The sequence below is a fragment of the Brevundimonas sp. genome, assembly GCF_036659295.1.
Lineage (GTDB): Bacteria > Pseudomonadota > Alphaproteobacteria > Caulobacterales > Caulobacteraceae > Brevundimonas.
Map to the genome: position 1 here is coordinate 1 of NZ_JAVXCU010000091.1, position 8,625 is coordinate 8,625.

Consider the following 8,625-nt stretch of genomic DNA (forward strand, 5'->3'; position numbering starts at 1 on the left):
GCCAGAATATCCGCAATGTGTCGCAGGCCTTGGGTGCCGAGGCGCGTGGCGATGACCTTATCCGCCAGATGGACGCGAAACTGCAGGCATCACAAGGGGCGGGACAGGGGCACAGCGCCACCTATCTGACGGCCAGCGGATTCACCGCAGGACCGGAAACACTGATCGACAGTGTGCTGCGCGCCGCAGGGTTCCGGAATGGAACCCGCGCGACGGGTTACCAGCCTCTGGGGCTGGAGCGGGCCCTGCTGAGGCCGCCCATGCTGTTTGTGCGCGGGTTTTTCGAGCAGCGAATGGCCGACTGGCGCGGTACAGGCCGGCATCCAGTGTTAAAGAAGTTGATGCAAAAACGAACCGTAGCCGATCTTCCGGCGGCAACCCTGACATGCCCAGCTTGGTTTGCAGCCGACGCTGTCGAAACTCTGGCGAAGGCCGGCCAATGATGCGCCCGCCGTTTCTGATTTTTGCGCTGGTCGTGGCGCTGGTTCTGGCTGTCGTGTTTGCCGTCAGTTTTGGCGAAACCGTTCTGGATATGGCGGCCTATGGGCGTGCCTTTAGCGACCCCTCATCGGGTGAGGCGGCGGTGTTGTGGGAAATCCGTTTGCCCCGCGCATTGTGTGCGCTTTTGGTGGGGGCCGCATTGGGGCTGGCAGGGGCGGTGATGCAGGGTCTGCTGCGTAACCCTCTGGCGGAACCGGGTGTGATCGGCGTTTCAGGCACGGCGGCCTGTGCGGCGGCTTTGGCGATTATCGCAGGCTTTGCCGCTATCCCTGGAGCTGTCGAAGTGGCGGCTCTGGTCGGTGCCGCGCTTGCCGGCGGTCTTCTGGTTGTGGTGGGCGCGCGCTTGAAAGCCCCTGAAGCTCTGATCCTGTTTGGCGTTGCCTTGTCCAGCTTCTCGGGGGCGGCAACCGCTTTGATATTCAACCTGTCGCCATCGCCGGTGGCCTCGGCCGAGGTGATGAGCTGGCTATTGGGATCGGTGGCCAATCGCAGCTGGTTTGACGTTGCGTGGGTTGCTGTAGCGCTAGGGATTTCGGCGTTTTTTGCTCGCCTTGCCCTTTCTGGTCTTCGGATGCTGACACTTGGTGAGGATGTGGCGCGGGCGTCGGGTCTTCCTTTGGCGCAACTGCGGGTCTGGGCCTTGCTAGCGGCGGCGGTCGCATCGGGTGCAGCCGTAGCGGTTGCCGGTGTGATCGGCTTTGTCGGCTTGGCGGCACCACATCTGGTGCGATCCAGTGTGCGTGGTGATCCGGGGCGTATCCTTTTGCCGTCGGCGCTAATGGGCGGGCTGATACTGGTGATGGCCGATTTGGCGACGCGATTGATCCCGACAGATCAGGAACTGAAGTTGGGTGTGTTTACAGCCCTGATCGGCGCACCACTGTTTGCCGTTATGGCGTGGCGGGCGGCGCGGGAGTGGCGGTTGTGAGCCTGTTGTCCATCCAGAACGCCAGTGTCGAGATCGAGCGCAAGCCGGTTCTGGTACAGGCATCGCTGAGTGTCGAAGGCGGCGAAATGGTTGCCGTATGCGGGCCCAACGGGGCCGGTAAATCGACATTGCTCAAACTGGCCGCTGGCTTGCACAAGCCCAAGACGGGGCATGTCGCCATTCACGGGCGCGAGCTGAAGACTTTGTCATCGCGCCAGCGTGGGGAAGCTGTGGCCTATCTGGCTCAGGATCGCCTGATTGCCTGGAACGTGCCTGCAATAGAGGTCGCCGCCTTGGGCGGGCTTCATCTGGGGCAGGATGATGTGATGGGGCGTGCCCAACGCGCACTGGACATGGTCGGTGTCGGCCATCTGGCTATGCGCGGCGTAGCGGATATGTCGGGCGGCGAGCGGGCGCGAGTGCTTCTGGCGCGTGCCATGGTGACAGATGCGCCCTTGCTGATTGCGGACGAGCCTGTAGCCGGACTGGATCCTGACGCAGAACTGTTGGTGCTGGAGCGACTGCGAGAACGGGCTGAAGGCGGTTCGGCGGTCATGCTCAGCCTGCATGACCTTAGCGCAGCAGCCCAGTTTGCCGACCGTGTTGTTGTCGTCGCAGACGGGCGCATTGTGGCCGATGCGAAGCCGCTGAACGCACTGACGCCAGAGATACTGCGCGACCACTTCCGCATTGCGGGACAGTGGATCGAAACAGAAAACGGGCCGCTTTTGGCGACCCGTCGTCTTTAGATCAAGGCTGGTAGGGGCGCGGTCCCGCATAGGGCGGGGTACCACGCGCCAGATCGGCCGATGGTGTCAACGGAGCGGATCCTCCGTTCAGACGGGCACGGTAAATCTGCATGTTTTCCATCACCCGCATCATATAGTTGCGTGTCTCGGTGAAGGGCGCACATTCGATGAAGTCGATGGGATCAACCTGCGCCTGACGTGGATCGCCGCAACGTGCGGTCCATTGGGGCGGACGTGCAGGGCCGGCATTGTATCCAACAGCAGCCAGCAGCGGTGACTGGCCGAAATTGTTTAGTAACTCGCCCAGATGATAGCTTCCCAGCGTCATATTGGTTTCCGCATCCCACAACTGGTCGTCGCTGAACGAGCGGCCCATGCGACGGGCCACGCCGCGCGCGGTTGCGGGCAGAAGCTGCATCATGCCGCGTGCATCGGCATGCGACCGGACCAGAGGATCAAAGCTGGATTCCTGACGCGTAATCGCCAGTGCGAATTCGTTCGGAGCCATGCCTGCAACTTGTTGCGGCAGTTGGGTGGGGTACATGCGCTCTGGCATGACGATGCCGCGACCACTGGCGGCACGCCCCACCATCATGGCACCGAACTGGTCGCCATTCTGCTTCATCAGATCGAACAGCATGGCCAGATCGACGGGCAAGGGCAGGGTGTCGTCCAGATGATAGGCAAAGACCCGCATCAGGTTCTTTTCGCCCATCTGGCCAAGAATGCGCGTGGCCTTGACCACTTCATAGCCGTCAAACCGCTGGCGATCCTCGCGCGTCGGGTCCGGCTCGCCGGGCAGGACCAGGGTCGACATACCGGCCTTTTCGGCCGCGAGTTGTCCATAGAAGGTCTGCCAGTGCTGGGCACCGGCGGCATAATATTGTTGTGCGGTGGCGGTATCGCCTTGGGCCTCGGCGGCACGGCCCAGCCAGTAGAGGGCGCGCCCCTGTGTAATCGGCGTTTGCGAGGTGTTACGCAGGACCTCGAAATGGGCGCTGGCCCGTTGCGGGTCGTTCAACTTGGTCAGGGCCACCCAACCGGCAAAGAACTCGGCATCGACCTTGCGTTCGCCTGACGGGAAGCTATGGCCGTTCATGGCGTCATAGGCGGCCTGATTATTCCCCATGCGCAGGGCATCGAGGAAGTAGTTGCGGCGCTCGCTCCACAAGGCGCTTTGACCGTCCGAATGGTTCGGCGCGGCGGGCAGATAGCGCAGCAGACCAAACGCCTCGGACTGGCGATTGGCCGAGCGCAACAGCTTCACACGTTCCAGAACAACATTGGGGTCGGTTGCCTGTGATGGTGACAGTCCGGCAACGATGGCATCGGGTGCATAGGCAGTTCGCAGGGACATGGCCGCATTGGCGGCGGCCTGTCGTTCTGTGGGCACCATATTGACCATGGCGCGGGTTGCAGGACCGTGCGGGCCGCTGAGCAGTGTGGTCAGGCGGGCGGAATGGTCATCGCTGTTCAGCCATGACGACCAGCGCGACAGAATCAGGTCCTGCTCGGCCAGATCAAAGGATTCGGTGCGCCACCAATTGCGAATCAGGGTTTGCGCCTCATCGCGGCGTCCGGCCTGTTCCAGAGCCGAGACGAGAGCGATGGCCCCTTGCACGGTGGTTGGTTGCGCCTGTCCGAAGAAGGCAAGGACAGCATCGCTGCCCGAACCGGATGCCAGCAAGGCCCGTTCGGCGGCGCTGCGACGTGATTCGGCGCGCGGCCATCCGTTCAGATCGGTCTCGGCACGCAAAAGCTCGCCATAGGACAGCTGTTTGTCCGAGGTATCGACCAAAGCCCATTCCACGAGCTTACGGGCTGTCGGGTCACTGATAGAGGCCATAATGGACTGGGTGCCCACCACATCGCGGGCACGGGCAGCGGCTAGTCCCTGCTGGACCAAAGACATATCAGCACTGCTGATATCGCCCGCAGTACGGGCGCTATAGGCCGCCGGGGCGCTGTTAAGCACGTCTTGAGTCGGGGGGGCCATGACCGCCAGGGCGGCTGCGAGTGTCGTCGCAATCATCAGCTTCTTCGTCCTCATACATCTACTTGTTGCGGTGAAGCCCTAGGCGAAATAACCTCTGGCCCCATCAAGAATTTCGAGCGGCCAATCCGCTCATGCTCCGCACAGGTTAGTTTTTCTATGATCGCCCATTTGTTCAAGGGCGTGATCACCGCCTTGATCACACCTCTTCGTGACGGAAACGTGGACGAAGTGGCGTTTAAAAAACTGTTGGAACGCCAAATTGCCGCAGGCGTGCACGGGGTTGTACCCATGGGCACGACCGGCGAGAGCGCGACTCTGCACCTCGACCAACATAAACGCGTGGTCGAAATGTGCGTCGAACAGGCGGCTGGTCGCATCAAGGTGATCGCAGGGGCAGGGGCCTCGGCGACCGACAAGGCTATCGAACTGACCCGTTTTGCCAAAACGGTCGGTGCCGACGGCGTGCTGTCGGTGACACCCTATTATAACCGCCCGTCGCAAGCCGGTCTTCAGGCCCACTTCGAGGCCGTCGCCAATGCCGTGCAGATTCCGGTCCTGCTTTATAACGTGCCGGGTCGCACCGGTGTGGATCTGGCCAACGAAACCGTAGCCGCTCTGGCAAGTCATCCGAACATAGTCGGCATCAAGGATGCGACCGGTGATCTGTCACGCGCCAGCTGGATGCACGCCCATCTTGACGAGAGTTTCGACCTGATTTCGGGCGATGACCCCAGCTATCTTGGTTACGCGGCGCAAGGGGGCGTGGGCGTAATCTCGGTGACGTCCAATGTCGCTCCCGAAGCCATGGTCGCGCTGCATAATGCTGTTCAAAGCGGTGATCTGGTCACGGCCCGCGAATGGCAGGCCCGTCTGATTGACCTGCACAAGGCTTTGTTCCTCGATAATTCGCCGTCACCCACTAAATATGCACTGTCGCGTCTGGGATATTGCGGTGAGGAAGTCCTCCTGCCGTTGGTCCCCACGCGTGACGATGCCCGTCCGCATATTGATGCCGCTATGTTGGCAGCAGGGATTATTTAATGGCTGACCAAGGGCCTAAACAGAAGACCATCGCGGAAAATCGTCGTGCGCGTTACGACTATTTCCTCGAGGATCATATCGAGGCCGGAATCCAGTTGCTGGGCACCGAGATCAAGGCCCTGCGCGATGGTCGGGCCAATATTGCCGAAAGCTATGTCTCGCCTGAAGGGCGTGATTTGGTGCTGATCAATGCTGACATTCCGCCCTACAAGATGGCGAACCGGTTCAATCACGAGCCGCGCCGCCATCGTAAACTGCTGTTGCACCGCCGCCAGATCGACAAGATGATTTCGGCGGTTCAGCGCGATGGCCGGACGATTGTGCCTGTTCGCCTATATCTGAACGAAAAAGGTATGGCGAAGGTTGAAATCGCTTTGGCCAAGGGCAAAAAGAACCATGACAAGCGTGAAGCCACCGCCGAGCGCGATTGGCAACGCGACAAGGCTCGGCTTTTGCGCGACAAGGGCTGAGTGAATTGATCCTGCCTGCCCTAGCGAGAGTGCGCGGCGCAGGATAGAATTTGGTCTGAGTGACCTGTTGCGGAGTGCATGGTGAAAATAGCCAATCGCTGGTTCGTCCTGGCTGGTACGGCCTTGATGGGTGCTGTTGCTGCCGCAGGTGTCGTTGTGGCCGTGTATGCAGCCTATGTGCTGCACGACCTGCCTGATACGTCGGAGCTGGCGAACTATCGTCCGGCGACGGCGACGCGTGTCTATGCCGGAGACGGCACCCTGATCGGCGAGTTCTCGGAACAGCGCCGGATCTATGTGACCTATAATCAGGTGCCGGATCAGGTCGTGCAGGCGTTTCTGGCCGCCGAGGACAGCAGCTTCTTTTCCCACGGCGGCATTGATGTTTCCGGCGTCGGCCGCGCCATGTTCCGCAACGTGTTCAATGTGCTGTCGGGCAACCGTCTGGAAGGTGGCTCGACCATCACCCAGCAGGTGGCCAAGAACGTACTCCTGAACGACGAAACCAAGCTGAACCGCAAACTCAAGGAAGCCATTCTTGCGACCCGCCTCGAGACGGTTCTGACCAAAGAACAGTTGCTGGAACTATATGTGAACGAGATTTATCTCGGTTACCGTTCCTATGGTGTCGCGGCTGCGGCCTATAACTATTTCGGCAAGTCGCTGGATCAGTTGTCGCTTGAGGAAGCCGCCTATCTGGCTGCTCTACCCAAGGGGCCGTCCAATTATCATCCGCGCCGCCGGACCGAGGCTGCGATCGGGCGCCGGAACTGGGTTCTGGGCCAGATGAAGGACGCTGGGTTCATTACCGCAGAACAGCGCGACGCCGCACAGGCCCGTCCGCTGAATGCCCGGGCGGCACCGCGCCGCGCCGAATATGCCGATGCCGACTTCTTTGTCGAAGAAGCCCGCCGTCGTGCCGTTGCCATGTTCGGGACCGAAGAAGTTAATCGTGGCGGCTATTACCTGCGCACGACGCTTGATCCCGAGCTTCAATCAGCGGCTCGCGTCGCCTTGATGCGCGGACTGGAAAACTATGACCGTCGCCATGGCTGGCGCGGGGCATGGGGCGACACAGATTTTTCTGATGGCTGGCAGGCCGAGGCCTTGCGCCGCCAGACCCCGCCAGAGCGTCGCACATGGGAATCTGCTGCGGTCGAAAGTGTTAGCGGCAATACGGTTCGTATCCGTACCGCCAAGGAAAACCGCGCCGGTACGTTGATCGGCAGCGACGTGACCTGGTCGAACAACAGCCGCAAGCCACTGAAACGCGGCGATCTGATCTTCGTAGAGGCGCAAGGCGGCCAGTACGGTCTGCGTCAGGTACCTGCTGTGAATGGTGCGCTGGTTGCCATCGAGCCGCAGTCGGGCCGTGTGCTGGCTATGGTGGGTGGATATTCCTACGGACTGTCCAGCTTCAACCGTGCTACGCAGGCTCGCCGCCAGTCGGGCTCGGCCTATAAGCCGTTTGTCTATGCTGCCGCTCTTGAAGGTGATTTTACGCCGGTTTCGATTGTGCTGGATGCACCGATCAGCTTCCCCGGCGGGGCGGGTGGCAAGCCGTGGACGCCATCCAACTATAGCCGTCGCTATTATGGACCACAGACCCTGCGTCGCGGGCTGGAACTGTCGCGTAACGTTATGACAGTGCGTCTGGCGCAGGCTGTGGGCATGCGCAACATTGTGGACCTGTCCAAGAAGATGGGCGTGGTCGATGATATGGACGCCAACCTCGCCATGTCACTGGGGGCAGGGGAAACCACGCCCTACCAGATCACGGCGGCCTATGCGGCCTTTGCCAATGGCGGGCGTCGCGTCGATCCTTACCTGATTGAGGTGGTGCAGGACCGTTATGGCAAGACCATCCAGCGTGCAGACCGACGCACCTGCCGTGAATGCACGCGTTCCTTCTCGGGACAGGAATCTCCGCGACTGGAAGACCGTGGCCGTCAGGTGATCGACCCGATCACGGCCTATCAGATCACTTCCATGCTGGAAGGTGTGGTCCAACGCGGTACAGCTGTGCGCGTTCGCAATCTGGGTCCGCATATTGCGGGCAAGACGGGCACGACGAATGAATACCGCTCGGCATGGTTCGTCGGTTATTCTGCCGACGTTGTCGTGGGTGTGTTCGTTGGCTTTGACGATAACCGCTCTCTGGGCGGCGGCGAAGCCGGTGCTGCCACGGCAGTGCCGATCTTTGGCGAGTTCATGGAAACCGCCTTGCAGTCGCGTCCGGCCCGTCCGTTTGTGCGTCCCAAGAATGCAATCTTCAAAACCGTAAACGGTATCGAAGAGGCGTTCCGTCCGGGCACCGAGCGGGAGGTTCGTGCCGATCCGGTCCGCGTCGTACCGACAGGGCCGCAGAACTATTACGATGTGTTGCGTCGTGAAGAAGAAGCCAAGGCAGGCGCATCTGCACCGTCTGCTCCGCAGCAATCGGGCAACACGCCTGCCACACCGCCGCGCAAGGAAGTCCCTGACGACTTGAGCGGATTGTACTGAGGCAGTAGTTAGCACCTCAACGCGGCGCACCCGGTTTACAGGTGCGGCGTTCTCTTTCGATCCTGCAGCACTGGCTGCGGGGATACCGCTATCGCATAGGAGTTTGCGATGAGACTGGATGTCGAGGCCATGAAGGCCGACATCGAGCAGAGCGTTGCTCTGCTCAGGAGGCGACTTTGACTGGGATGTCGCTCTAAGACAGCTCGACGAGCTGAATGCCCGTGTCGAAGATCCGACGCTGTGGGACAATCCCGAACAAGCTCAGGCCGTCAGCCGCGATCGTTCGCGCCTAGAGGCACAGATCAACACCGTCAAACAGATGGAACGTGATCTTGAAGATGGTTTGATGCTGGCGGAAATGGCTGACGAGGAAGGCGATGAAGCTGCCCTCGACGAAGCCCGCGAGCTTTTGAAGTCGATCAAGGAACGGGCTGC

At 60.8% G+C, this 8,625-nt stretch carries 6 protein-coding genes and 2 pseudogenes; 7 read left to right on the top strand and 1 reads right to left on the bottom strand.

Annotation, left to right across the window (positions count from 1 at the left end; genetic code table 11):
- The 3 genes and pseudogenes from RSB01_RS12320 to RSB01_RS12330 all read left to right on the top strand — a co-directional run.
- A pseudogene (locus RSB01_RS12320) lies at positions 1-443 on the top strand (ABC transporter substrate-binding protein); the annotation flags it as partial.
- A complete protein-coding gene (locus RSB01_RS12325; protein WP_332591734.1) occupies positions 440-1,429 on the top strand; it encodes an iron ABC transporter permease in 990 nt (329 codons plus the stop codon). The pseudogene RSB01_RS12320 and the gene RSB01_RS12325, both read left to right, overlap by 4 nt.
- Positions 1,426-2,178, top strand: a complete 753-nt coding sequence (locus RSB01_RS12330; protein WP_332620449.1) for an ABC transporter ATP-binding protein — start codon at positions 1,426-1,428, stop codon at positions 2,176-2,178. Before RSB01_RS12325 ends, RSB01_RS12330 begins: the two co-directional genes overlap by 4 nt.
- A gap of 1 nt (position 2,179) precedes the next feature.
- Here RSB01_RS12330 and RSB01_RS12335 read toward each other — a convergent pair whose 3' ends face one another.
- Complete coding sequence (locus RSB01_RS12335; protein WP_332625565.1) at positions 2,180-4,210, bottom strand: lytic transglycosylase domain-containing protein; 2,031 nt, start codon at positions 4,208-4,210, stop codon at positions 2,180-2,182.
- 120 nt (positions 4,211-4,330) lie between these two features.
- On the opposite strand from RSB01_RS12335, the gene dapA reads away from it, so the two are divergent.
- From dapA to RSB01_RS12355, 4 genes and pseudogenes are all read left to right on the top strand, one after another.
- Positions 4,331-5,215, top strand: coding sequence for a 4-hydroxy-tetrahydrodipicolinate synthase (dapA, locus tag RSB01_RS12340; RefSeq protein WP_332591477.1), 885 nt, complete (start codon positions 4,331-4,333; stop codon positions 5,213-5,215).
- The gene (gene smpB / locus RSB01_RS12345; protein ID WP_332591478.1) at positions 5,215-5,685 is read left to right on the top strand and encodes an SsrA-binding protein SmpB; all 471 of its coding nucleotides are present in this window, start codon (positions 5,215-5,217) and stop codon (positions 5,683-5,685) included. The genes dapA and smpB overlap by 1 nt, the downstream gene beginning before the upstream one ends.
- A gap of 78 nt (positions 5,686-5,763) precedes the next feature.
- A complete protein-coding gene (locus RSB01_RS12350) occupies positions 5,764-8,190 on the top strand; it encodes a penicillin-binding protein 1A (protein ID WP_332625566.1) in 2,427 nt (808 codons plus the stop codon).
- Positions 8,191-8,298: 108 nt separating this feature from the next.
- Positions 8,299-8,625 (top strand): annotated as a pseudogene (locus tag RSB01_RS12355) (PCRF domain-containing protein); the annotation flags it as partial.

Excerpts from the sequence above, each read along its gene's own strand:
- RSB01_RS12325 (WP_332591734.1), top strand. The coding sequence starts at position 440 with ATGATGCGCCCGCCGTTTCTGATTTTTGCGCTGGTCGTGGCGCTGGTT.
- RSB01_RS12335 (WP_332625565.1), bottom strand. The coding sequence starts at position 4,210 with ATGATTGCGACGACACTCGCAGCCGCCCTGGCGGTCATGGCCCCCCCG.
- smpB (WP_332591478.1), top strand. The coding sequence starts at position 5,215 with ATGGCTGACCAAGGGCCTAAACAGAAGACCATCGCGGAAAATCGTCGT.
- RSB01_RS12350 (WP_332625566.1), top strand. The coding sequence starts at position 5,764 with ATGGTGAAAATAGCCAATCGCTGGTTCGTCCTGGCTGGTACGGCCTTG.
- dapA (WP_332591477.1), top strand. The coding sequence starts at position 4,331 with ATGATCGCCCATTTGTTCAAGGGCGTGATCACCGCCTTGATCACACCT.